Origin of the sequence: Halomonas sp. 72 (genome assembly GCF_052379785.1) — a bacterium.
In the GTDB taxonomy this organism is placed as follows: Bacteria; Pseudomonadota; Gammaproteobacteria; order Pseudomonadales; family Halomonadaceae; genus Vreelandella; species Vreelandella citrativorans.
The window spans coordinates 62,877-84,868 of sequence record NZ_JBQSYY010000005.1; the positions used below are offsets into that span (position 1 = coordinate 62,877).

Below are 21,992 nucleotides of genomic sequence, written 5' to 3' on the forward strand. Positions count from 1 at the left end.
AAATCCATAGCCAACGCAATAACGCTATGAGCGCAGCAGCGCTGCCCAACGCACTAGCCATGCTTCAAGCACCAGTTGCGGGTTTGGATTGGCTCCAACCGCTAACAGGCGCCGCTGTTCTCGGGCGTAATCCAGCAAACGAAACCAATCCTGCGCACGGCCATTTTTGACCGCTTGGCGGTAAAGGGGTTCTAAATCGGGATTGTGCAGTACGCTTGCTTCACCTGAAATACCCAAGCGAATTAAGTCTTCAAGCCATGCGATACCGTACCACAAGATAGCGTCAATCGCTTGGCGGTCCAGCCGTGCGGCCTCCGATACCGGCTCAGCGCCTCGCACCAATTGCTCAAAGCAGTCATGAATCTGGTGGCGTAATGCCCGCTCTTCAGGCGAAGCTAATTCAGCCGCCAAAAGCGGCAAACCACCCGACACCCGCCACCAAAAATACGCCTCTTCCTCACCGCCCAACTGTTCGATTAACCAACTGCGACACGCAGTAAAAGGCACACTGGGAAACGACCACTGCTGGCACCGGGAACGAATAGTCGCCAACATGCGAGATGGCACATCAGAAAGCAGAATAAACAGCGTTTTAGCGCCAGGCTCTTCCAGGCTTTTAAGCAACGCATTGGCCGCGGCGATGTTCATGCTCTCGGCCGGTGAAAGAACAATCACACGATAACCGCCCTGTTGGGCGGTCTGTGAGACAAACCGATTAACCTCGCGAATAGGGTCAATACGTATCTGGCGCTTGCCTTCTTCCGGCGAAACCCGCAACAGGTCCGGATGATAACCCGACGCCAGCATGGAACAGCTATGACACTGGCCGCATGCCAGCACATTCGGGCTTGCGCACAACGTGCGGGCAATTAGCGCCTCTGCCAGCTGCTGCTTACCCACACCGTGAGCGCCACTTAACAAAATGGCATGGGGCATACGCCCCTCATCTGACAGCCGCACCAACTGCTGCCATGTGGCCTCATGCCAAGGCAGTAGACCACTTAACGCCATAGCGCTATCCGTTCGGCGAGCACATCCTGAATATCGGCTTGTACGCTAACCAGCGACTGATGGGCATTAATGAGCGCAAAGCGCTTAGGCTCAGCACTGGCACGCTCCAGGTAGGCGTCACGGACAGCTTGAAAGAACTCGCCCCGCTCTTGCTCAAAGCGGTCACGCTGCTCATTTTGACTGTTAAGCCGTGACTCCAGGCGCGACTGCGCCGCCGTTAACGGCATATCAAGCAGTAACGTCAGGTCTGGCGTTAGCCCTTTCTGCACAAAGGCTTCAAGCTTGGCAATGCGCTCAACCGACATACCGCGCCCGCCGCCCTGGTAGGCAAAGGTCGCGTCAGTAAAACGGTCGCATACCACCCATGCACCGCGCTCCAATGCAGGCACTATTTTTTCGGCCAGATGCTGCGCTCGCGCGGCAAACATGAGTAACAGCTCAGCATCGGCGTGCAATGGCTCCTGGGGAGCAGGGTCCAGCAGTAGCGCGCGGATCGCCTCGGCGCGCGGCGTCCCCCCTGGTTCGCGGGTACTCACCACGTCAAGACCTTGCGCTTCCAGCGCTGCGACCACAAAAGCCATATTGGTGGATTTACCTACGCCCTCACCGCCTTCAAGCGTAATAAAGCGTCCCCGCTTGGTCATTGCCATCCCTTAATCAACGCGTGCATCGTTGAGATTAACTTCATGAAAAACCGACACTTTGGGTCAGCGGTTGCGAATATAGCGATTAACTGCATTATTGTGCTCACGCAGCGTACGCGAAAAGTGGTGTGTGCCGTCCCCCTTGGATACGAAGTAGAGCGTCTCGCCAGGCAGAGGATCAACCGCTGCTTCAAGCGACGCTCGCCCCGGCATGGCAATTGGCGTGGGCGGCATGCCATCAATCACATAGGTATTGTAAGGCGTGGCTTCACGCAGGTCGGCATAGGTAATGCGCCCTTGATACCGGTCGCCCATACCGTAAATCACGGTCGGATCAGTTTGTAGGCGCATGCCCTGCTCCGTCCGGCGCTTAAAGACACCGGCGATCTCACGCCGCTCTTCAGGCGCGCCTGTTTCACGCTCAATCAGCGATGCCATAATAAGCGCCTCATAAGGCGTCTCAATAGTCAGGTCATCGGAGCGTGCGGCCCATACTTCTTCTAAAATGTTTTCCATCCGCACCAACGCTTGGCGCAAAATATCGACGTCACTCATACCCAGGTGGTAGCGGTACGTATCGGGGAAAAACCAGCCTTCTGGAAAGGTGCCTTCTCTATCCAGCAAGGTCATTATTTCTTCATCGCTCAACTCCGCCGTGCGATGCTCCAGCTTGGGCGCGTTATTGAGTAGGTCGCGTAGTTGACTGAATGAGCGTCCTTCTGGAAGCGTCAACGGATACGTCACCACTCGGTTACTGCCTAACAGCGCCAGCATTTCAAGCCCATTCATACCGGGCGTTAACTCATATTCGCCCACCCGAAGACGGGGAATACGTTCCGGATGAACCCGAGCCAATACTTGAAAAGCCCAGGCATCCTCAAGAATCCCTTGCGCCTCCAACTGCGCAACCACCTGATTAAAGCCTGCTCCAGCAGGCACCTGATATAAAACAGGGGCTTCTAAAGCAAGAGGAGCGTCTAATCGGCTTTGCCAATAAAAATAGCTGCCTGCGACGCCAACGACGCCCAATACCAGAATAATTCCAACAGCGGCCAGTAACCGTTTCAACGTATCACCTCAACAAAATAGGTCAGGGCTTGCGGTATAAGTTGACGCATAGCCAAGCAGACGATGCGCCTGTGTTTGGAACTTATCGGGCTGATTAATCGGCCAACGCTGCAGACAATCCGCATCTTCAGACAATAACGTCGCCACTGGCCATACCCCCTGTACGGAGTTCGCCACCCAAGCGCGCTCAACGGCGGGTAAGGCTTCAAGGGTTAGATTGGCTTCGCGCACAGCGCCTTCAGCAATTAACGCGGCACGCAATGTACCGGCCACGCCACATGTATCGAGTGGCGGCGTAAACAGCTCACCGTGTTGCTGCCAAAACAGGTTCATGCTGGTCGCCTCGATCAACTGCCCCTGAGCGTCCGCCAGCAAACCTTCGGCAATCGACACATCCTGCCACTCTTGTCGTGCCATTACATTTTCGAGGCGGTTTAAATGCTTGATACCAGCTAAAGCCGGTTGGTGAGCCAAGCGTATGCGGCAGATACGCACCGTCACGCCGCTTTTCCAGCGCTCAACCATAGGGGCGAAAGAAGTCCGCCGACTTAGCAAACGGGGTGTTGGTGTATCAGGTAATGCATACCCCCTTCCACCACTACCCCGTGTAACAATCAGTTTTAATACTTCAAGCGGTGCCGTGGCGTTTCCCTGCCAAGTGGCATCAATCTCCTCTTGGCAGGGAACTGGAATGCCGAGCCGCTGACACCCCTTCACCAACCGCGCTACGTGGTATGCCCACAGCACCGGTTTACCGTTACGCAGCAGCACCGTTTCGAACACGCCGTCCCCATACGCCAGCCCGCGATCATCAAACGGCACCTGAGGCAGGGTCATCTTGCGTTATACCTTTTTAAACAGCAGCGAGCCGTTGGTGCCGCCGAACCCAAACGAGTTGGACAAGGCAACATCAATGCGCATGTTACGCGCCGTGTGCGGCACATAATCCAGATTGCAGCCTTCCTGAGGGTTATCCAGGTTAATGGTTGGAGGTGCCACCTGATCACGAATGGCCAGGATGCTAAACACCGCTTCAACAGCGCCAGCAGCTCCTAACAAATGGCCAATCATGGACTTGGTAGAACTTACCGCCACATCCTGAGCGGCACTGCCCATCACCCGTTCAACAGCACGGCTTTCTGCAAGGTCGCCAGCGGCCGTGGAGGTTCCATGCGCGTTAATATAGTGCACCTCGGAAGGGTCCATTTGAGCATCTTTAATCGCATTGCTCATGGAAAGCGCAGCCCCGCGACCATCTTCAGGCGGTGCCGTCATGTGATAGGCATCATCACTCATACCAAACCCGACAAGCTCGGCATAGATATTCGCGCCACGTGCCTTGGCATGCTCGTACTCTTCGAGTACCAGTACACCGGCACCATCCGAGAGAACAAAGCCATCGCGATCTTTATCCCAAGGACGGCTTGCTGCTTCGGGATTATCATTACGCGTTGAAAGCGCTCGGGCGGCAGAGAAGCCTCCTAGGCCAAGTGGCGTCGTTGCCATTTCAGCACCACCGCAGATCATGACATCCGCATCACCATAGGCAATCGTACGTGCACTATAGCCAATATTGTGCGTACCGCTGGTACATGCGGTGGTAATAGCGATGTTAGGGCCTTGAAAGCCATGTTGAATCGCCAAATTGCCCGAGATCATATTGATGATGGAGCCCGGCACGAAAAAAGGTGATACGCGACGAGCGCCGCCCTTATTAAGCGCATTGTGGTTATGCTCGATCATGGGCAGGCCACCAATGCCTGACCCCATGGCCACCCCGATACGCGGTGCATTCTCTTCTGTACAGGTAATACCAGCATCCTGAATTGCCTGCGCGCCAGCCGCCATGCCGTACTGAATGAACAGGTCCATTTTGCGGGCTTCTTTGGGATTCAGATAAGGGCTAATATCAAAATTCTTAACCGAACCACCAAAGCGTGTATTGAAGCTACTTGTATCAAAGTGCTCAATGGGCGCTATGCCGCTCTTACCGGCCGTAATATTCGCCCACGTTTCATCCACGCTATTGCCCACTGGGGTCACCAGGCCTAACCCAGTTACCACTACCCTTCTTCGCGCCATTAGCTTTCCTCCAGGCATCCATGGTGACTCGACCCATCCGGGTCATTTTCAGCAGAAATTAGGTGCCTAGTATAACGGAGATTGAACGTTATGTTTACGGTGAAGCACAAAGCAAAAAAGCCGCCCGTTAAAAGGGCGGCTTTTAAGGGGGGTGCTAGCACCACACCCTCGTTTGATGCACCAACTTGCCCTTACTGGTGGGCGTTTACGTAGTCGATGGCTTCCTGAACTGTCGTAATTTTTTCCGCCTCTTCATCAGGAATTTCAGTATCGAATTCCTCTTCCAAAGCCATTACCAGCTCAACAGTGTCAAGCGAGTCAGCACCCAAGTCTTCAGTGAAAGAAGAGCTGTTCTGGATGTCTTCTTCTTTAACGTTCAGGCGCTCTGCCACAACTTTCTTAACGCGCTCTTCAATAGTACTCATTAACGTACTCCAGTCGTTCACATTAGCCGTTTTGGATAACCAGCTATTTGGAAACCGCAAGCCAAAAGCTGCGGGGTAGTTTATAGACGCCCTTAGGCAGACGCAACCGCTAAGCCTAAGGCCATCAACGCATATTCATGCCGCCATTCACATGCAGCGTCTCACCGGTAATGTAACCTGCAGCATCACTGGTAAGAAAACCGACAGCGGCGGCTATCTCTTCCGGGCCGCCCAGACGAGCCAACGGAATTTGCTTCAGCAGCATTTCATGCTGTGCTTCCGGCAACGCTTCGGTCATATCGGTGGCAATGAAGCCTGGTGCTACCGCATTAACGGTAATTGCACGTGAAGCCACTTCACGTGCCAACGCACGGCTAAAACCCTCCATACCCGCTTTTGCAGCCGCATAGTTAGTCTGGCCAAGGTTACCCATGGTCGCCACTACAGAGCTGATGGACACGATACGTCCAAAACGCGCTTTGGTCATGCCTCGTAGGCACGCCTTGCTTACACGATAGACGGACTTGAGATTGGTATCCATCACCGAATCCCACTCATCCTCTTTCATGCGCATCAATAAATTATCACGCGTAATACCGGCGTTATTAACTAAAATTGTCGGCGCACCAAAGCGCTCCGTGATGACCTTAAGCACGTCATCAATGCTTGCCTGGTCCGTCACATTAAGGCAAAGGCCAGCACCCTCAATGCCGTTTTGCTGCAAATCGGCATCAATTTTTTGTGCCCCGGACTCACTGGTCGCGGTTCCGATCACGATACGGCCCTGACGGCCCAGCTCGTGAGCAATCGCTCGACCAATACCACGACTGGCACCAGTAACAAGCGCAACTCGGCGTTCTTGCGTCATAATTTTTTGCCTTTAACTATTGGCTTTTTAACCACGTAAATAAGCAAGGATAGCGAAAATCTCAGCGAACTAGGCGTCACTAGCCTGCGCTTCACGTGCCAGTTCAAGCGCCGCATCCAGACTGTCAGGGTCATTGACTGCCAACCCTTTAGCGCCACGGACAATGCGCTTGTTAAGCCCTGTCAGCACTTTACCTGGGCCACACTCAATAAACACATTAACAGACTGAGCAGCCATGGCTTCAACGCATGCCGCCCAACGCACCGGCTGATAAAGCTGTTCGATCAACCGCGTACGCAGCGTATCAATGTCGGCATGCGCCTGCGCATCTACGTTCTGAATAACCGTGTAACGTGGCGCTCGAAATTCGACACTTTCCATAGCGGCGGCCAAACGCTCGGCTGCTGGACGCATCAGTTCACAATGCGAAGGCACCGAAACCGGCAGCGCCATTGCACGCTTGGCACCCGCCTCCTGACACGCCACAATCGCCCGCTCAACCGCAGCGGCACTTCCGGCAATCACGACCTGGCCCGGCGAATTATAATTAACGGCCGAAACAATATCCCCCTGCGCAGCACTGGCGCAAGCGGCTTCAACCGCACTATCTTCCAAGCCGAGAATAGCCGCCATACCGCCCTCACCGACCGGTACAGCGTCCTGCATGGCTTCGCCGCGAAGGCGAACCAACTGAACGCCTTCAGCAAAGCTCATCACACCCGCACACACCATGGCGCTATATTCACCTAGGCTGTGCCCGGCCATGACAGTAGGCCGAGGCCCTTCAAGCTCCTGCCACACCCGCCAAATTGCAACACTAGCAGAAAGCAGCGCAGGCTGCGTGCAAGCGGTCGCGTTTAGCGCGGCCTCGGGGCCTTCCTGGACGACTTTCCACAAGTCGTAACCAAGTGCATCCGAAGCTTCCTCAAATGTTGTTCCCACTACACTATAGCGTTCGGCTAGCTCACGCAGCATTCCAAGCTGCTGAGAGCCTTGCCCGGGAAAAATGAGGGCAAGGGGTTGAGACATGTCGTTCACCTTTGCTCTTTAGGCATTTGCTCATTTGAGCGATAAGCGTGGCTATGGCTACATCCTGCTGTCACCCATAGCCCGCAAAATAAGTTCTAACCTTTTATTATCGAGCACTTTACCTAGTAGCACTCTGCGCCCATACCCTACACCATGGTGTACACATAAGCGCCTTCCTTAATGACTGAAAATGGTATTAACGGCGCTCCCAACGCCCTGCCATACGCGCGGGTAGATTATGCTCCACCTCATGTACAGCACGCTGGATCGCATAATAAAAACCCTCCGCTTGGGTACCACCATGGCTTTTCACCACGATGCCCTTCAAACCAAGCAGGCTTGCTCCATTGTAGCGCACAGGGTTTAATTCTTGCTTTAGATAGCGCAACACAGGCTTGGCCAGTAGGCTTGCCAAACGACCGCTTAGGCGCGATTCAAACGCCATTTGGACACGCTCAACCAGCATACGAGTCAAACCTTCGCTTGCTTTGAGTACGGCATTCCCGACAAAGCCATCACACACCACCACATCAAGCTTGCCTTCAAAAAGATCACCACCTTCGGCATACCCCTGATAGGCAAAGGCGGACGCATCAGGATATTCGCGCAGAAGCCGGTCTGCTTCGCGCACATTCGCACTCCCCTTGGTAGCTTCCGCCCCCACATTAAGCAGCGCGACACGGGGCAGGCTTACATTATCAACGCACTGCGCCATGGCAGCACCCATGACGGCAAAATCAACCAACCGGTGCGCGGGCGAATCCACGTTCGCGCCCAAATCCAGTAAATAGCAGCGGCGGCCATAGCGGGCCGGAATCGCAGTACTAATAGCAGGCCGTGAAATACCTTTAAGCGTTCCCAGCTCACGACGAGCAAGCGCGACCAACGCAGCCGTATTGCCCGCGCTTACGCCAGCGACTGACTCGCCCAACCGAAGACTCCGCAACATACACGCCATACTGCTTGCCTGGCCATGACGAAGCGCCCAGGCAGCACTGGAGGCCTGAGAGATGCTTAAAGGGGCATCACTAACCGCTAAACGTGACGCTGCCGCAGCCAGAGGCTGCGGCAAGCGTGAAAGCTCAGCAATAATATGCTGACGCGGACCAAACAGAGTCAATTCAAGACCAGGATGTTCAATCACTGCTCTTGCAGAGCCTTCGATAACCGCATGGGAGCCTTGATCGCCTCCCATCACATCAATCGCTAGGCGCATGCAGCACCCACTCTATTTGGCCGCTTAACAAGATAGTTAAGGCTTATACCTCAACCACCTTGCGACCACGATAGAAACCATCTGCAGCGACATGGTGACGCAGGTGCGTCGTACCGGTTTCTTTGTCCTGAGACAGCGTCGGCGCACTCAGCGCGTCGTGGCTACGACGCATACCGCGCTTGGAACGAGTCTTACGGTTCTTTTGAACTGCCATGGGTGTTTACTCCAGGGTGTGTAGGGTAAATAACGCTTACTTTTTGCCCTTTAAGGCATTAAGCACTGCGAAAGGGTTCGTGGCCGGCGTCGCTTCTTCTGACGTGCCGTCTGTCTTGCTGACCAGCTGCTCCGCCGAGACATGGCATTCGGTCTCATCGTGATAGACCACCTGCGGCAGACTGAGAATAAGCTCATCCTCAACTACCGTTAGTAGATCCAGCTGTTCTTTTTCCACCAGCACCGGTTCATGACTGGCAGGCAGCTCGGCGGCCAAGGCCTCGTCACTGATCATTCCAAGCAGGAAGTCACTGGACACGTCTTGGCTCAGCGGCACCAGGCAACGACGACATGGCAATGCCAGTATCGCTTGCAAATGGCCACGAATTTCACGACGACCTTGGGCATCCACACCAAACTCAAGGACAACATGACAGTCGCCCGTTTGGTCACCTGCCTCTTCGGCAAGCCGTGGCAACGAATTCAGTGCCACTACGCCTTCTAGTCGTTCGCGGCGGGCTGCAAGCTTATAAGGCTCAACCCGGCTGGGGAGTTGTGAGGTCAACATAGGCGCGCAATGATAGGCACTCCCCCCGCTGGTGTCAAAGCTTCAACTCAATTCTTCATGGTTTATCGCACATTTCCCCATGACTTATCGCCCACACCCGCAAATTAGGCACGCCCGCTGGCTTTCGCTACACTCCCCTTTTATTCCAAATCGCTTAGGAGAAATGGCGTGCCGCTTACTCAAAACGCATCGCTGGTGCTGGGCTCAAGCTCGCGCTGGCGACGAGAGCTGTTGGAACGCTTACAGCTTCCCTATCAGTGCTATTCGCCTGATATTGACGAAACACCTCGTGCCAATGAGTCCCCCAGGGCACTTGTACATCGTTTAGCGCTCAGCAAAGCCAACGCCGTGGCGCCCCACTTCCCCAATCACTACATCATCGGCTCAGACCAGGTAGCACTCTTTGAAGGCGACATACTGGGCAAGCCTCACACCCAGGAACGCGCCTGCGCCAACCTGGCGCGTTTTTCAGGTCAGCGCGTTACTTTTTTAACCGGGTTAGCGCTGCTTGATACCCAAAGGCAACGCCACTACACCCACATAGAGCCTTTCGACGTTATCTTTCGGCAGCTGACCACACGCGAAATTGAGCGCTACGTCACCCTTGAGCAGCCACTGGACAGCGCTGGCAGCTTTCGAATGGAAAGACTGGGCATCACGCTATTTGAGGCGCTAGAAGGGCGTGATCCGAACGCCCTGATTGGGCTTCCGCTTATTGCGCTGTGTAATATGCTACGCCAAGTGGGCATGGACCCACTTGACGGTTAAGCTCGAGCTTATTGTGCCTGATAGCGTAGCGGCGAGTGAGCCGCTTTAAGGCCAAGCACCTCCGCCGCCACTTGGGAAAAGCGTCGCGTCAACCGATCGAACGGGTCAAGGCGCGGCGTATAATCTTCCCAACTCGCCTCCCCCACCTGATCGCGCGCCACTTCTTCCAGGCTTGCCAACTGGTCCACCAAGCCAAGCTCAAGCGCCTGCTCGCCGCTCCAGATAAGCCCAGAGAATATATCTGGCTGGTCGCTTAGCCGATCGCCTCGCCCAGCACGAACATCATTCATAAATTGCTGATGTGTTTGCGTCAACACACTCTGCCAGAATGCCTGCGCCTCTTCATCAAGCGGCTGAAACGGGTCCAAAAACGCCTTGTTCTCGCCCGCCGTTAACACACGGCGCTCTACGCCTATCTGGCTGATCGCATCCTGAAAGCCAAACCCTGCATAAATAACCCCAATCGAGCCCACCAGGCTTGCCGGTGAAGCAATGATTTCATCGGCTGCCGAGGCGATATAATACGCCCCACTCGCACCGATATCCTCGATAACCGCCAGAATCGGCTTATCACCCTGTTCGCGCAGGCGCATGATTTCCGCGTAAATACGCTGCGATTGAACCGGGCTGCCACCAGGACTATCAATATGCAGTACAACGGCTTCGGTATTATCTGATTCCCAAGCGCGATTTAATCCCTGAATGATACGCTCGGCGTTCGCTGGAGCATCACTGGCAATAACGCCATTAACGTCTACGATGCCCAAGTGACGCTGCAGGGTAGACGCATCACCCGTTGCGGCCCAAAAAGCGTTATATACAACGGTCGCGACTAACGCCAGTATCAAAAAGAGCGTCATAAAACGGAAAAACAACTTCCAACGCCGTGTACGACGCTGCTCTGTTAACACGCCGCCAATCCAGCGATCCATCATTTCAACCTGCGCCAAGCGCTGCCGCTCACGCAGCGTTTCAGCATCATCGCCTGCCGCCCCCACCGGAGCAGCCTCATCTTTATAAGCCGCCACGTCAGGACCCTGCGTCCAGCGATCCTGACTTGAACGATCAGGCGTAGGGTTGTCCTCAGGCTGTTGGTATCCGCTGGCATCACTGCGGCGCCAATCATCACTCATATATCATCCTTTTTTGAGTTTAGGGACGCCAGATGATGGACCATCCACCCAGCGTCGCATCCTCTATCCATGCAGCCAGCCAAAAAGATCTTCAACGTTATGAGCGACCCACTTGGGCTGGCTTGCCGCTAGCCGCGCTGGCGTATGAACACCGTACGTTACTGCCACACGATCCATGCCGATGGCCCGCGCCATTTCCAGGTCATATTCCGTATCGCCTACCATCACTGCACGCTCCACGGGAACGTCAAGTTCTAGAAGCAACTCATTCAGCATTTGTGGGTGTGGCTTTGAACGTGTTTCATCTGCAGTGCGACTAGCATGAAACCAGCCCCCACTTCCCGTTTCAGTGAAAACCCGATCAAGGCCACGGCGGCTTTTACCCGTGGCAACGGCCAAACGCTGCTGTTCGCGCTCGCGAAGTCGCGCTACGTGCGCCTCGACCCCATTAAAAAACGGCATGGGCGTTGTGTTTCCATGCACAAACTGATGTGCATAGCGCTGACGCAAGCGTTCGGCCTGAGCAGGACCGATGCCCGGACACAGCGTGGCGATGGCTTCAGGGAGCCCCAGGCCGATAATATCTCTAATGGCCGCGACGTCCAGCTCGCCCCACTCAGCCTCCTGGGCCGCTACCTGCATACAGGCAACAATTTTCGACACCGAATCCATCAGGGTGCCGTCCCAATCAAAAATAATCAGCTCGTAACGCATTACCGCCCCTTATTACTTCACTGCCCGTACATTTATTGCCGAGCACGCTTGAGCACGTCTTCCAGAACGTCTGGCAACGGCGCCTTTACGGTCACTGGGCGGCCGTTGGTAGGCTCTGGAAACGTTAGCGAGCGGGCATGCAGAAACAAGCGGCTAACGCCTAGCTGTTTCGTCAAGTGCGCACTTTCACGTGTCGAGTACTTATCATCCCCAAGCAGCGCATGCCCCGCATGAGTCGCATGAACGCGAATTTGATGTGTTCGTCCGGTCACCGGCTCGGCTTCAATCAGCGTGGCTTTCTCAAAGGTTTCAACAACCGCAAAATGAGTGCGCGATACCTTGCCGTTTGGATCTACCCGCACTCTACGCTCACCGTTACCTGCGTCGAATCGGTCAAGACGCGCGCTTTCATAGGTTTTACGTGCAGGCCAGCGACCGCTCACAAGTGCCAGATAACGCTTGTCCATGCCATGTTTTTTTAACGACTCGTTAAGTGTCACCAAGGCATCACGAGACTTTGCCAGCAACAAGCAGCCAGAGGTATCGCGATCAAGCCGATGAACAAGCTCCAAAAAGCTCAAATCATCCCGCACCTGACGCAGTGCTTCAATCAACCCGATTTTAACCCCGCTTCCCCCATGCACCGCCAAGCCAGAAGGCTTATTAAGCACCATCCAGTCAGGGCCTTCCATAATGACGCTACCTACTAACACGTCACGCAAATTATCGCTGACTTCCTTCACCGCCTCACGCGGCGCCAAACGTAATGGCGGCACCCGGACCAGGTCACCCGCCTGGAGACGGTAGTCCACCTTGACGCGCTTTTTATTAACCCGCACTTCACCTTTACGCACGATGCGGTATATCAATGCTCTAGGAGCACCTTTCAGGCGAGTCATCAAAAAATTGTCAATTCTTTGACCTGCCTGTTCAGGGGCGATATCCACCCACTGTACTTCACGCCCTTCGGCCATTGCCGCGCACTCCTGCTGTGTCTCTATGATGCCAGGCTAAAAACGGCATTCTAACGTAGACCCAAGGGCATTGCGTCAATTGCTGGTAGTTGTCTTTACTGTTATATTCCAAATCGTTCACTACTAAGCGTGGGCAGCTTGTCGAGTATTACAGTTTTCACAAGTGCTACTACCACGTTTAGCTAAAAGCGCCTGCCCGACTAACACGCAGGCCTGAGCACAAGAAGCGGCGCCAGTGTACGCATTGCCCGAATCTTAACGTATTAAAATGCAGTCACTCTGTCGCCCGTATGATGTCGACAGATTTGCTAACGCTTAGCCCAAAACGGCAAGCGAATGCTGAATAAAACGCCACGCCCAGAACTGCCCCGTCTTTTCGTCACAAGGCGCTGGTCACTTCTGGGCGACAAGTTCAACGCTGTGCCGACGGCCGGCGTTGACGAATCGATGAATGCTAGGTGTAGGCGGTGTCAGCAGGGCCGGATGGACGTGACAGCCACCGAAACACGTCCTGCCTCCGCCACGTACTCAACCTGTCAGCCGGGTCGGTTAAAACCTTCCTGGCTTGCCGCGTCAGCATAACCATGCGCCGAGCACAAGCACGCAGCACCCACCGATTCGTCTACGTCACTCCTTAGACGGTCCGTCGGCGCGCAACGCTATGCGAGACAACATGAAACGGATGCTTATCAATGCGACCCAACCCGAAGAGCTTCGGGTCGCGCTGGTTGATGGACAACGCCTGTACGATTTGGATATTGAATCAGGTGCACGAGAGCAGAAAAAAGCCAATATTTATCGCGGCAAGATTACCCGCGTTGAACCCTCCCTTGAAGCGGCCTTCGTTGACTTTGGCGCAGAACGCCACGGTTTTCTACCGCTCAAGGAGATCTCCCGCGAATACTTTCTTAAAGACGTATCTGGCCGTCCCAGTATTAAAGAGGTACTGAAAGAGGGTCAGGAAGTTATCGTGCAGGTGGACAAGGAAGAGCGCGGCAACAAAGGCGCAGCCTTAACGACCTTTATTAGCCTGGCAGGCCGCTTTTTGGTGCTTATGCCCAACAACCCTCGTGCAGGCGGTATTTCTCGCCGCATTGAGGGCGAAGAGCGCAGTCAGCTAAAAGACGCCATGGGTCAGCTCACCGTACCTGACAAGATGGGTCTCATCGTGCGTACGGCGGGCATTGGCCGTAATCCCGAAGAACTTCAGTGGGACCTGGATTATCTGGCTCAGGTGTGGGAATCAATCACCACAGAGGCCGCCAAGCGCCCTGCTCCGTTCCTGATTTACCGCGAGTCCAACGTTATTATCCGAGCCATGCGGGATTACCTGCGCCAGGATATCGGCGAAGTGCTCATTGATAGCCCTGAGATTCATGCTGAAGCGCTGGGCTTTATCCGCCAGGTAATGCCGTCATACCAGCAAAAAATTAAACTCTATGCGGATGAAGTGCCGCTCTTCTCGCGCTTTCAAATTGAGTCACAGATCGAAACAGCCTATCAGCGCGAGGTCAAACTCCCGTCTGGTGGCTCAATCGTTATCGACCATACCGAAGCACTGGTTTCAATCGACATCAACTCCGCCCGAGCGACCCGCGGCAGCGATATTGAAGAAACCGCCCTTCAGACCAATTCTGAAGCGGCCGATGAAATCGCCCGCCAGCTGCGCCTTCGGGATATTGGCGGCTTGGTGGTGATTGACTTTATCGACATGGGCCCGGCACGCAATCAGCGCGAAGTCGAAAACCGCATGCGCGACGCTTTGAAGCTTGACCGCGCACGGGTACAGATTGGTCGCATTTCACGCTTTGGCTTGATGGAGATGTCTCGCCAGCGCCTGCGCCCTTCGCTGGGCGAAACCAGCGGCGTGGTCTGCCCGCGCTGTATCGGCCAAGGCACCATCCGCGATGTCCGTTCGCTCTCGCTCTCGATCATGCGCCTTATCGAAGAAGAGGCCATGAAAGAGCGTAGCGCACAAATTCGTGCGATTCTGCCCGTACCTGTTGCTACCTACCTGCTCAATGAAAAACGTAGCGTATTGGCCGATATTGAGTCGCGCCAAGAGGTACGCGTCGTACTGCTACCCAATCCGGAAATGCATACGCCTCATTATGACGTGCAGCGTTTACGCGATGACCATTTAGATGAAGATGACACACAAACACTGTCAAGCTTCGAGCTATCTACCGATACCGAAGTAGGCAAAGAGCCCAACCCCAACTTCGCACCGCCCACACAGCGCGCTGAAGCGGCAGTTAAGAGCATTGCTCATAATGCACCCGCACCCGCCTCGCTACAGACGGACGAGCCAGCAGCAGCCAAGGCCACCGCGCCTGCCACCAACGATGAGCAACCCAGCGTTATTGGGCGCTTTATCCGTGGGCTTGCAAAGCTACTGGGCAGCGATGACAACAGCCCAGCCGAAGCCCCTGTTAGCAAGCCAGAAGCGCCTACGCCACGTAAACAAGCCGAGCGCAGCCAACAGAAACCGGCCCCATTAGGCAGTGAGACGAAACAGCGTCCTGCCCGTAGCGAGCGCACCGAAAACAGCAAGGCAGATCAGCGGCAGACCCCGTCGCGAAATGCCAATGTCGATGCCAGCGAAGAAGCCAACGATAAGCGCAGCGGCCCTTCTCGCACTCGCAATCGTCGCCGGAACCAGCAGCAGGACGATACTAAAACGCAGGAGAGTGGCAGCAAAAACAGCCGCCAGAATCAGAAAGAGACCTCTCCCGCAAAAGACGAAAGTCTGGATACATCGAAGAAAGCGCCTCAAAAAGAGTCACGTCGAGAGGCTCAACGCGACAATAAACCGGCAAAAGAAGCTGCGCAAAACAACGCAGAACAGCCGACTCCCCAGGATGATGGCAAACCGAAGCGTACACGCAACAACCCGCGCAACCGTTCACGCAAGCAGGCAGTCAGCCCTCAGGCGGAAGCCGAGCAGTTAAAGCTGCAGGCCCAGGCAGCCGAAGAGGCAACGCACTCAGACGCTACAGCCCCAGTGGCGGAAACGCCCGAAGCTGCAGCACCGAAACAGGAAGTCGCTCACGAAAGCCTTTCTGAAGCCTCTGCACAGTTGCCTGAAACGCAAGCCGAAGCTTCGCCTGCCAGCAGCATTGCAGATAGCAATCACGCTGACAGCCAATCGCATCAAGCGACCGCTGAGGAAAACACTCAGGAAACCGTTCAGGAACTTTCTCAAGCACCATCTCAAGCACCAGCTCAGGAAAGTCCCAAGCCTCAAGACGCGGAAAATACCGGCGTTAGCGCTGCTGACGAAACGACTCCGGTAGCGGCAGTTGAACCCGCCGAAACACTTAAAGCGGAACAGCCCTCTCCGAAAGTCGCCGAGCATGACGTTGCGTCAGCTGAAGCAACAGCACCGGCCCAGCAAGAGACGCCCGCAGCTGCCGAGCCTGAAAGCGCACCGGTCTCGGAAGATGAGCCGAAAACGGCAGATGAAGCGAAGAGTGACGATGTCATATCTCTTCCGCAGCAGACCGATGAAAAGCTCGAAACCGACGCAAGTAGCGACGTCGATACTACGCTCGCGCCATCGCCCACTGAATTGGCCGAAAGCGGCGTAGCCGATGACCCCCAACAGTTGGCACCGGTCAATGCGTTGGCAGACGCTACACCTGTTCAGGAACCTGTAGAAAGCAGCACACCTGCGGATAACGCACCTGCCGACAAATCGCTTGCCCAGGAAGATGTGCAGCCTGACACCACTAACGTTGACGTTGCGCCACACGCCGCTAAACCGGTAGACGCACCTGTCGCCGAAGAAGTGGCTGAAGAAGTGCCCAAGCCGCGTCGTCGCCGCACCCGTGCGCATAACGACCCTCGTGAGCTACGCAAGCAGGCACAAGAAGCCAGCAAAGAGTAATTTGCTGACTGCGTAAAAAACCCCGCCTGGCGGGGTTTTTTTATGCGTTAGTGCTCATGTATTTATCAACCTTGAACCAAGCGTGGCTCTGGCTCCAGCCGTACATTAAAACGAGCCTGCACACGGTCGATAATCTTGCCTGCAAAGCGCAGCAATCCCTTACGGTCGCCGCCGCCAAAATGAACCAACACTAATGCCTGGCGGTCATGCACGCCAAATTCGCCCTCACATACACCTTTAAGACCGCACTGATCAATCAACCAACCGGCCGCCAATTTGGTCTTTCCTTCGCCTAAAGGGAAATGTGGCATGTCAGGATAGCGGGCCAATAGCGCCTGCCCTTGCTGATCTGAAACAATGGGATTCTTGAAAAAACTGCCTGCATTGGCAAGCTGCCCCGGGTCTGGCAATTTTTCCTGGCGAATAGCTGCCACTGCCTCTGCAACATCCAACGGGGTGGGCGTATTCGGCAAGCGCGAGGCAAGATCGCCATAGTGAACCTTCGGTGCGGGCTGCCTGGAAAGGCGCAATACCAGCCGAGTAATCACGACACGATCACACAGCGCACCCTTGAAAAGGCTATCGCGGTAGCCAAACGCACACTCAGCATTCTCAAGCCAGCGCGTGCTTCCTGTCGCAATCTCCATGACCTGCACGGCCTGAAGGCTATCGGCAAGCTCAACGCCATAGGCGCCGATGTTTTGCACGGGGGCCGCGCCACAATCACCCGGAATCAGCGCCAGGTTTTCAATTCCCCAGAACCCTCGGGCCGCCATATTGAGCACCAGCGTATGCCAGTTAACACCAGCCCCCACATGCGCCAACACATTATTACCCGCCGAGGTCAGCCACCACTGCCGTAGTGCCGGGCGTATCGCAATCCCTGTTAAGCGCGGCGGCAAAAGCACGTTGCTCCCTCCGCCCAAAAGCGTTACCGGCCAGCGCTGATGCTGGGCGATAGCAAGCGTCGCACGTAAGGCGTCTAGCGTGGTGGGTTCAGCGTAATAATCAGCCACGCAGGGCAAACGTAACGTATTGGACGATGACAGATCCACGTGTTCGTTAATGAGACAAGCCGAGTTTTTAAGGGCTGAAGCTGTCACACGCGGTCACTTTTCAGGTGCTGGATTAACCCCTGTGACGCCGTTTCGATCATATCAAGCACGTCTTCAAATCCCTGCTCACCGCCATAGTAAGGGTCTGGAACCTCTGCTCCCGGCGTTCCAGAGAACTCCAGAAAAAGCCCGACATAAGCGTTGCTTTCGGCAGGTTTCAAGGCATGCATTGCCCGCAGATTGTCGTTATCCATGCCCAGTACATAATCGAATGTCAGAAAATCTTCTGCGGTCAGCTGCCGGGCACATAGCTGGCTCAGGTCAATACCTCGCCGCTTGGCTGCTGCTTGAGCGCGCGAATCGGGTGCTTTCCCGATGTGCCAAGCACCTACTCCGCAAGAGTCAATACTGACACGTTCACTCATACCTGCGTTTTCCAGCGCACGTCGAAAAATGCCCTCGGCAGTGGGCGAGCGACAAATATTTCCTAAACAGACAAAAAGTACCCGCGTCACAACGCGCTCCCTGTACGTTGAAAAGTATTAACCAGATGGCGCTAACAGCGCGCGAACACGCGCTAAATCTTCCGCCGTGTCGACACCTGCTGGGTTAACCTCGCACGCCAATGCCACCTGAATTAAATGGCCATGCTGCAAAGCGCGCAGCTGTTCAAGCTGCTCTAACTGCTCCAGCATTGAGGCTGGCCAGTCCCGATAGGCGGCTAGAAAGCTCGCGCGGTAGGCATAAATCCCGATATGGCGCAGCCATGCATCCGTTTCAAGCAGTGCAGGCTGCTGCTTGAACTGCTCACGATCCCAGGGGATGGGCGCACGTGAGAAATACAGCGCCCGCCCCTGCAATGAGCGCACTACTTTGACCACGTTGGGATTAAAGAGTGATGCTACATCGTTAATCGGCTCAGCCAACGTCGCAATGGAGGCTTCTGCGTCATCAGCTAAGCGCAGTGCCACCTGATCAATTAACGCGGGCGGAATGAGCGGCTCGTCACCCTGCACATTCACCACTAGCTCGTCTTCACCCAAAGAAAGGCTCTGGGCAACTTCGGCAAGCCGATCCGTTCCCGAGGCGTGATCATCGCGCGTCATGACGACCTCAGCCCCATACGGCAGCATCGCATCACGGATACGTTCATCATCGGTCGCAACAACGACACGAGCCGCCTGGCTTTGACAGGCACGCCGCCACACATGGGCGACCATAGGCTCACCAGCAATATCCAGCAGTGGCTTACCTGGCAACCGGGTTGAACCATAGCGGGCAGGCACAACGGCTATAAATGCAGGAAACGCCATTACAGGTCTCCCGTGCGACCTGGCGAGGTTGGGAGCTTTTCGTCAGCGTCCATTACCCGGGCTTCCTCAGGCAGCATAACCGGGATACCTTCTTGTATCGGATACGCTAGACCGTCATAAAGACAAACCAGTTCCTGCGCTTCGCGGTCGTACTTAAGCTTGCCGTTACATAACGGGCAAACCAGCATTGCCAGCAGTTCCTTATCCATTTATGCATCCCCTTCAGGACAGGGCTGACAGCCTGGCTGCCAGCCAATGTTCAAATTCTAATGGAAGCGTTGCCTCCACTTCTAATATCCAGCTATTGGGTGGCGCAATTCCCATGCATTTCACCGCATCTTTGGCGGTCATGACCACGGGCCGCTGTTTCGCCGGAGTAAATATATCCGCACTAAAACGCTGATGGTCTGCCAACGCCAGCATCTCACCGTTTACGCCTAAATCACGCAATGTAGTAAAAAAGCGCGCGGGGTGTCCGATACCGGCCACGCCAAACACCGGCACGCTAAAAGGTAGCGGTGTCAGCGGAAAGCGCTTGCCATCATTTAGGCGCCGCCAACTTATCGGCATTAGCTGCATGGAAGTGGCGCTCACCGAAAGTGATTGGCGCATGTCTCCCTTCGCTATTTCACCATTCACTATTTCACCATTAACAACCACCGCATCTACACGCGCTAAACGTTCGGGCGACTCACGCAGTGGCCCCGCAGGCAGGCAGCGACGATTACCCAACCCTCGCGCCCCATCAATCACCACGATCTCAATGTCTCGCTCAAGCGCCAGATGCTGCAGCCCGTCGTCACTCAAAATAATATCGCAACCGAGATCGACCAACGCTTGAGCGCCACGCGCACGCTTGGGGTCTGCTACCACGGGTAACAAGGTTTGCTGGGCCAACATAACCGGCTCGTCACCGCTTTGCGCGGGATCCGTCGATGGCGTTACCTGGAGCGGGTAGTGCTCAGCTTTACCGCCATAGCCACGCGTGACAATACCCGGCGTCCAACCTTGTGTGACCAACCAGCGGCTTAACCAGGCCACTAATGGCGATTTCCCGGTTCCACCCAGGGTGATATTACCCACCACGATGACCGGCACTGGCGCACGCCATGTGGCCTTTTGGCCACTCACATACGCGGCTTCACGACGCGCCATGGCATACTTATAAAGTGCGCCCAATGGCCTTAGCGGCAATAGCCATGGGCTATTGTGATAGCCCGCTTCAAGCCAGCGCTGCGCCAGCGTCATTATGCTTCCTGAAACTGAAGTTGATACAGCGCAGAGTAGGCACCACCTTTGTCCAGAAGCTCCTGGTGCGCTCCTTGCTCAATAATACGCCCCTGGTCCATCACCAGGATTCGATCTGCACGCTCAATCGTGGACAGACGATGGGCAATGACGAGTGTCGTGCGTCCCTGGCAGACGTGCTCCAGCGCTTTTTGGATGTAACGTTCAGACTCGGTATCCAGAGCGGAGGTTGCCTCGTCCAAAATCAATATTGGGCTATCTTTGAAAATCGCCCGGGCGATCGCCAGACGCTGACGTTGCCCACCCGATAGCATGACCCCGTTTTCACCCACCACCGTTTCATAACCTTGTGGCAGCTTATCGATAAATTCGCTGGCATACGCCGCCTTGGCAGCAGCTTCAACGGCCTGACGATCAGGGTTCGCCGTGCCATAAGCAATATTATCGGCCACCGTGGCGTTAAAGAGCGTCACTTGCTGTGTGACCAAGCCAATCTGCTGACGCAATGGGCCTAACGCATACTCATTAATATCCACACCATCGATTAAAATGCGTCCTTCATTAAGACGATAAAAGCGTGGTAATAGGCTAACGAGGGTTGATTTTCCGCTGCCTGAGCGACCCACAATCGCCACCATCTCACCAGGCGAGACGTGCAAATTGATGTCATGCAGCACGTTTGGCTGGTCGTCGGCATAGCGAAAGCCAACATTTTCGAGCATCAGCTCGCCCGTTAGACGCTTGGGCACACGCTGGCCGGTGTCTTGTTCCGGTGCTGTATCCATCAACCCAAAGAGCTCTGAAGCGGCGGCAAGTCCTTTTTGAATTTCACTGTTAATTTCAGTGAGCTGGCGTACCGGCTTGATCATCAAGGCCGCTGCGGTAATAAACGCAACAAACTCACCTGGCGTCATATTGGCCATTATCGCCGGCGCCATGGCCAGCCACACCAGCAGCGCCATGGATATCGCTACCAGCATAAGAATAACCGGGGAGCTTATCGCCCGCGTCATTGACTCTTTCATACTCTGTTTACGGTTCTCTTCGCTTACCCGTGCAAACCGTTGCTTTTCATAATCCTCAGCGCCGTAGGTGCGCACAACGCGGTAGCCTGACAAGCCTTCGGAAGCGACATGAGTGACATCACCCATCGAGCTTTGTATGCGTTTTGAAATACGCCGAAAGCGCTTACTGACATAGCTCACCACCACGCCAATAATGGGGGTAACCCCTAAAAACAGTAGGGTTAGCATCCAGTTCGTCCAGAACAAATAACCCACCAATCCCACAACAAACAGGCCTTCACGCAAAATAACGGTGACAGCGTTCGTTGCAGCGCCCGCCACTTGCTCTACATGGTAGGTCACGCGCGAAACAAGGTGACCGCTTGAGTGCTGGTCAAAAAACCGTCCAGGCAGATGCAGCATGTGGGCAAAAACGTCGCAGCGCAGCGTGTGGATCACATAGCGTCCTACATACGCCATATAGTAGGTGCTTAGAAAAGTGCCTACACCACGCGAAGCAAACATCAAAATAACAAACAGCGGAAGAAACAGCCGAAAAGCAGCATCAGGGTTTTGGATACCGTCGATTAACCGCTTCATCATCTCAGCAAGTGCCGTACTTGATGCGGCATATACCACAAACCCAACAGCGGCCAAGCCAAATGCTTGCCAGTGTGGTTTTACGTAGCTAAGTAGCCGTTTATAAATAACCCAACTTGAATCGGTCACACGCGCTCCTGGCAATAGTGTGCAATGCGCTGGATTCTACC

General features: G+C 54.9%; 22 protein-coding genes. 2 read left to right on the top strand and 20 right to left on the bottom strand.

Translation table 11 applies throughout. The annotated features are described in order from the left end of the window. Positions 1–24: 24 nt before the first annotated feature. From ACT3T6_RS07115 to ACT3T6_RS07165, 11 genes are all read right to left on the bottom strand, one after another. Positions 25–1,011, bottom strand: coding sequence for a DNA polymerase III subunit delta' (locus ACT3T6_RS07115; RefSeq protein ID WP_193053762.1), 987 nt, complete (start codon positions 1,009–1,011; stop codon positions 25–27). After that, positions 1,002–1,655, bottom strand: a complete 654-nt coding sequence (gene tmk, locus ACT3T6_RS07120) for a dTMP kinase (protein WP_193053763.1) — start codon at positions 1,653–1,655, stop codon at positions 1,002–1,004. Before tmk ends, ACT3T6_RS07115 begins: the two co-directional genes overlap by 10 nt. A gap of 63 nt (positions 1,656–1,718) precedes the next feature. Further along, positions 1,719–2,723: an endolytic transglycosylase MltG gene (gene mltG, locus ACT3T6_RS07125; protein ID WP_172116376.1), complete on the bottom strand. Its 1,005-nt coding sequence runs from the start codon at positions 2,721–2,723 to the stop codon at positions 1,719–1,721. Between the two features lie 9 nt (positions 2,724–2,732). Next, complete coding sequence (pabC, locus tag ACT3T6_RS07130; protein ID WP_172116375.1) at positions 2,733–3,560, bottom strand: aminodeoxychorismate lyase; 828 nt, start codon at positions 3,558–3,560, stop codon at positions 2,733–2,735. 6 nt (positions 3,561–3,566) lie between these two features. Beyond that, positions 3,567–4,805 (bottom strand): beta-ketoacyl-ACP synthase II, encoded by a 1,239-nt coding sequence (gene fabF / locus ACT3T6_RS07135; RefSeq protein WP_172116374.1) that lies wholly within the window; start codon positions 4,803–4,805, stop codon positions 3,567–3,569. Positions 4,806–4,996: 191 nt separating this feature from the next. Beyond that, on the bottom strand, positions 4,997–5,230 hold the full coding sequence (gene acpP / locus ACT3T6_RS07140) for an acyl carrier protein (RefSeq protein WP_008956801.1): 234 nt from the start codon (positions 5,228–5,230) through the stop codon (positions 4,997–4,999). Between the two features lie 124 nt (positions 5,231–5,354). Next, positions 5,355–6,098, bottom strand: coding sequence for a 3-oxoacyl-ACP reductase FabG (fabG, locus tag ACT3T6_RS07145; RefSeq protein ID WP_172116373.1), 744 nt, complete (start codon positions 6,096–6,098; stop codon positions 5,355–5,357). A 69-nt stretch (positions 6,099–6,167) separates the two neighbouring features. Further along, complete coding sequence (gene fabD / locus ACT3T6_RS07150) at positions 6,168–7,127, bottom strand: ACP S-malonyltransferase (protein ID WP_193053764.1); 960 nt, start codon at positions 7,125–7,127, stop codon at positions 6,168–6,170. Positions 7,128–7,323: 196 nt separating this feature from the next. Further along, a complete protein-coding gene (plsX, locus tag ACT3T6_RS07155; RefSeq protein WP_193053765.1) occupies positions 7,324–8,343 on the bottom strand; it encodes a phosphate acyltransferase PlsX in 1,020 nt (339 codons plus the stop codon). A gap of 43 nt (positions 8,344–8,386) precedes the next feature. After that, positions 8,387–8,557 (bottom strand): 50S ribosomal protein L32, encoded by a 171-nt coding sequence (gene rpmF, locus ACT3T6_RS07160; protein ID WP_087109291.1) that lies wholly within the window; start codon positions 8,555–8,557, stop codon positions 8,387–8,389. A 36-nt stretch (positions 8,558–8,593) separates the two neighbouring features. Continuing rightward, positions 8,594–9,124 carry a YceD family protein gene (locus ACT3T6_RS07165; protein WP_172116370.1) on the bottom strand — a complete coding sequence of 177 codons (531 nt, stop codon included), beginning with the start codon at positions 9,122–9,124 and terminating at the stop codon, positions 8,594–8,596. A 168-nt stretch (positions 9,125–9,292) separates the two neighbouring features. Between ACT3T6_RS07165 and ACT3T6_RS07170 the strand changes: the two genes are divergently transcribed. Further along, entirely contained in the window at positions 9,293–9,892 is a 600-nt protein-coding gene (locus tag ACT3T6_RS07170; protein WP_193053766.1) for a Maf family protein, read from the top strand. A gap of 8 nt (positions 9,893–9,900) precedes the next feature. Here the strand turns inward: ACT3T6_RS07170 and sppA are convergent, their stop codons facing one another. From sppA to ACT3T6_RS07185, 3 genes are all read right to left on the bottom strand, one after another. Continuing rightward, the gene (gene sppA / locus ACT3T6_RS07175) at positions 9,901–11,025 is read right to left on the bottom strand and encodes a signal peptide peptidase SppA (RefSeq protein ID WP_193053767.1); all 1,125 of its coding nucleotides are present in this window, start codon (positions 11,023–11,025) and stop codon (positions 9,901–9,903) included. Positions 11,026–11,088: 63 nt separating this feature from the next. Next, entirely contained in the window at positions 11,089–11,739 is a 651-nt protein-coding gene (locus ACT3T6_RS07180) for an HAD-IA family hydrolase (protein WP_193053768.1), read from the bottom strand. A gap of 32 nt (positions 11,740–11,771) precedes the next feature. Continuing rightward, positions 11,772–12,713, bottom strand: a complete 942-nt coding sequence (locus ACT3T6_RS07185) for an RluA family pseudouridine synthase (RefSeq protein WP_193053769.1) — start codon at positions 12,711–12,713, stop codon at positions 11,772–11,774. A 673-nt stretch (positions 12,714–13,386) separates the two neighbouring features. Between ACT3T6_RS07185 and rne the strand changes: the two genes are divergently transcribed. Continuing rightward, complete coding sequence (rne, locus tag ACT3T6_RS07190) at positions 13,387–16,602, top strand: ribonuclease E (RefSeq protein ID WP_193053770.1); 3,216 nt, start codon at positions 13,387–13,389, stop codon at positions 16,600–16,602. 65 nt (positions 16,603–16,667) lie between these two features. Here the strand turns inward: rne and murB are convergent, their stop codons facing one another. Genes murB through msbA form a run of 6 tightly spaced genes read right to left on the bottom strand, consistent with a single transcriptional unit; the run spans position 16,668 to position 21,951 of the window. Continuing rightward, on the bottom strand, positions 16,668–17,705 hold the full coding sequence (gene murB, locus ACT3T6_RS07195; RefSeq protein ID WP_287077850.1) for a UDP-N-acetylmuramate dehydrogenase: 1,038 nt from the start codon (positions 17,703–17,705) through the stop codon (positions 16,668–16,670). Then, positions 17,702–18,172: a low molecular weight protein-tyrosine-phosphatase gene (locus tag ACT3T6_RS07200; protein ID WP_193053771.1), complete on the bottom strand. Its 471-nt coding sequence runs from the start codon at positions 18,170–18,172 to the stop codon at positions 17,702–17,704. Before ACT3T6_RS07200 ends, murB begins: the two co-directional genes overlap by 4 nt. A 27-nt stretch (positions 18,173–18,199) precedes the next feature. Next, on the bottom strand, positions 18,200–18,970 hold the full coding sequence (gene kdsB, locus ACT3T6_RS07205; RefSeq protein ID WP_193053772.1) for a 3-deoxy-manno-octulosonate cytidylyltransferase: 771 nt from the start codon (positions 18,968–18,970) through the stop codon (positions 18,200–18,202). Next, a complete protein-coding gene (locus ACT3T6_RS07210) occupies positions 18,970–19,179 on the bottom strand; it encodes a Trm112 family protein (protein ID WP_172116363.1) in 210 nt (69 codons plus the stop codon). The genes kdsB and ACT3T6_RS07210 overlap by 1 nt, the downstream gene beginning before the upstream one ends. A 13-nt stretch (positions 19,180–19,192) precedes the next feature. Next, positions 19,193–20,218: a tetraacyldisaccharide 4'-kinase gene (gene lpxK, locus ACT3T6_RS07215; RefSeq protein ID WP_193053773.1), complete on the bottom strand. Its 1,026-nt coding sequence runs from the start codon at positions 20,216–20,218 to the stop codon at positions 19,193–19,195. Further along, entirely contained in the window at positions 20,218–21,951 is a 1,734-nt protein-coding gene (gene msbA / locus ACT3T6_RS07220) for a lipid A export permease/ATP-binding protein MsbA (protein WP_193053774.1), read from the bottom strand. Before msbA ends, lpxK begins: the two co-directional genes overlap by 1 nt. Positions 21,952–21,992: the final 41 nt, after the last annotated feature.

Excerpts from the sequence above, each read along its gene's own strand:
- ACT3T6_RS07115 (WP_193053762.1), bottom strand. The coding sequence starts at position 1,011 with ATGGCGTTAAGTGGTCTACTGCCTTGGCATGAGGCCACATGGCAGCAG.
- ACT3T6_RS07165 (WP_172116370.1), bottom strand. The coding sequence starts at position 9,124 with ATGTTGACCTCACAACTCCCCAGCCGGGTTGAGCCTTATAAGCTTGCA.
- lpxK (WP_193053773.1), bottom strand. The coding sequence starts at position 20,218 with ATGACGCTGGCGCAGCGCTGGCTTGAAGCGGGCTATCACAATAGCCCA.
- ACT3T6_RS07210 (WP_172116363.1), bottom strand. The coding sequence starts at position 19,179 with ATGGATAAGGAACTGCTGGCAATGCTGGTTTGCCCGTTATGTAACGGC.
- plsX (WP_193053765.1), bottom strand. The coding sequence starts at position 8,343 with ATGCGCCTAGCGATTGATGTGATGGGAGGCGATCAAGGCTCCCATGCG.
- kdsB (WP_193053772.1), bottom strand. The coding sequence starts at position 18,970 with ATGGCGTTTCCTGCATTTATAGCCGTTGTGCCTGCCCGCTATGGTTCA.
- ACT3T6_RS07180 (WP_193053768.1), bottom strand. The coding sequence starts at position 11,739 with ATGCGTTACGAGCTGATTATTTTTGATTGGGACGGCACCCTGATGGAT.
- acpP (WP_008956801.1), bottom strand. The coding sequence starts at position 5,230 with ATGAGTACTATTGAAGAGCGCGTTAAGAAAGTTGTGGCAGAGCGCCTG.
- rpmF (WP_087109291.1), bottom strand. The coding sequence starts at position 8,557 with ATGGCAGTTCAAAAGAACCGTAAGACTCGTTCCAAGCGCGGTATGCGT.
- ACT3T6_RS07185 (WP_193053769.1), bottom strand. The coding sequence starts at position 12,713 with ATGGCCGAAGGGCGTGAAGTACAGTGGGTGGATATCGCCCCTGAACAG.
- fabD (WP_193053764.1), bottom strand. The coding sequence starts at position 7,127 with ATGTCTCAACCCCTTGCCCTCATTTTTCCCGGGCAAGGCTCTCAGCAG.
- pabC (WP_172116375.1), bottom strand. The coding sequence starts at position 3,560 with ATGACCCTGCCTCAGGTGCCGTTTGATGATCGCGGGCTGGCGTATGGG.
- tmk (WP_193053763.1), bottom strand. The coding sequence starts at position 1,655 with ATGACCAAGCGGGGACGCTTTATTACGCTTGAAGGCGGTGAGGGCGTA.
- fabF (WP_172116374.1), bottom strand. The coding sequence starts at position 4,805 with ATGGCGCGAAGAAGGGTAGTGGTAACTGGGTTAGGCCTGGTGACCCCA.
- sppA (WP_193053767.1), bottom strand. The coding sequence starts at position 11,025 with ATGAGTGATGATTGGCGCCGCAGTGATGCCAGCGGATACCAACAGCCT.
- rne (WP_193053770.1), top strand. The coding sequence starts at position 13,387 with ATGAAACGGATGCTTATCAATGCGACCCAACCCGAAGAGCTTCGGGTC.
- fabG (WP_172116373.1), bottom strand. The coding sequence starts at position 6,098 with ATGACGCAAGAACGCCGAGTTGCGCTTGTTACTGGTGCCAGTCGTGGT.